Genomic DNA, 967 nt, shown 5'->3' with positions numbered 1-967 from the left:
CGTCGGCGCCGCCGACCGGGGATGTCCGCCCCTGGAAGCGGATCAGGGCATCATCCAGCGGCAGGGCGTGGTCGCGCAGAACCTGCAACACCGCCTGCGGTGTGGCGAGCGCGGCCATCCTTTCAAACTGCGCCAGTTGGCTGGCCGGCGAATCCGGGACCTCGCCATCGCGAGCGTATTGCAGTGCCGCATTCACGAATGCCGCGTTGCTGCGGGTTGCGGCACCGGCGGCGGCATTCTCGTAAGCGGTTTGCAGGCGGGCGACCTGCTCGGCGATTTCCGCCTCGGAGAAACCGTGTGCCATCGCCTTGCGGTATTCCGCCATGGCGGCAGTCATCCCACGCTGCCATTGCCCCTCGATGGCGTTGATCGTGAGGGAGGTCTGCCGCGCGGTCTCGAACACGTCGCCGGTGCCGAACCCGGCATTGCGAAAGGGCGGGTCTTCAGCGAGAGCGAGCCGCTGCAGGCGCCGGTTTATCACCCCGGCACCGATGGCGCGAAGCCAGTCGCGTTGCCTGTTGGCGAACGTGTCCGGCTCTTCGAGCCACGGGCCATTGCGAAACAGGACCACCTGTTCGTCCAGCGCCGGGTCGAGATAGATATCGGTTGCGCCGCGATAGTCTGGATCGCTTGGCCCCGCATCGGGCTGCGGATCGACCGGTGCGGCCGGCCAGTCGGCGAACCGGGTGCGGATCATCTGCTCGACGGTGGCGGGGTCGAAATCGCCCACCACCACCAGCGTGGTCTTGCCCGGCACGTAATTGCGCTGCCAGAATGCCTTCAGTGTCGCCGTATCGGCGGTGGCCACATCTTCGCGGCCTGGGGCGGGGAAGCGGGTGGAGAAACGCGATCCGGGAAACATGAAGTCGATCTGGTCAGCGGTCGCCAGCAGACTGTAGTTGGTCCGGTCCCTCCGCGCTGCCAGCAACACGCCGCGTTCCCGTTCGACCGCGTCAGGATCGAACAG

General features: G+C 66.8%; 1 protein-coding gene. It reads right to left on the bottom strand.

The features are described 5' to 3' along the window. On the bottom strand, nucleotides 1-967 hold a 967-nt coding region (locus AC01FP_RS17845), incomplete at both ends, for a M16 family metallopeptidase (RefSeq protein ID WP_474482113.1).

Source organism: Cyanobium sp. NIVA-CYA 375, assembly GCF_056108345.1.
Note: the sequence above shows the minus strand (reverse complement) of the source record. Positions and strands in the feature narration are given on the sequence as shown.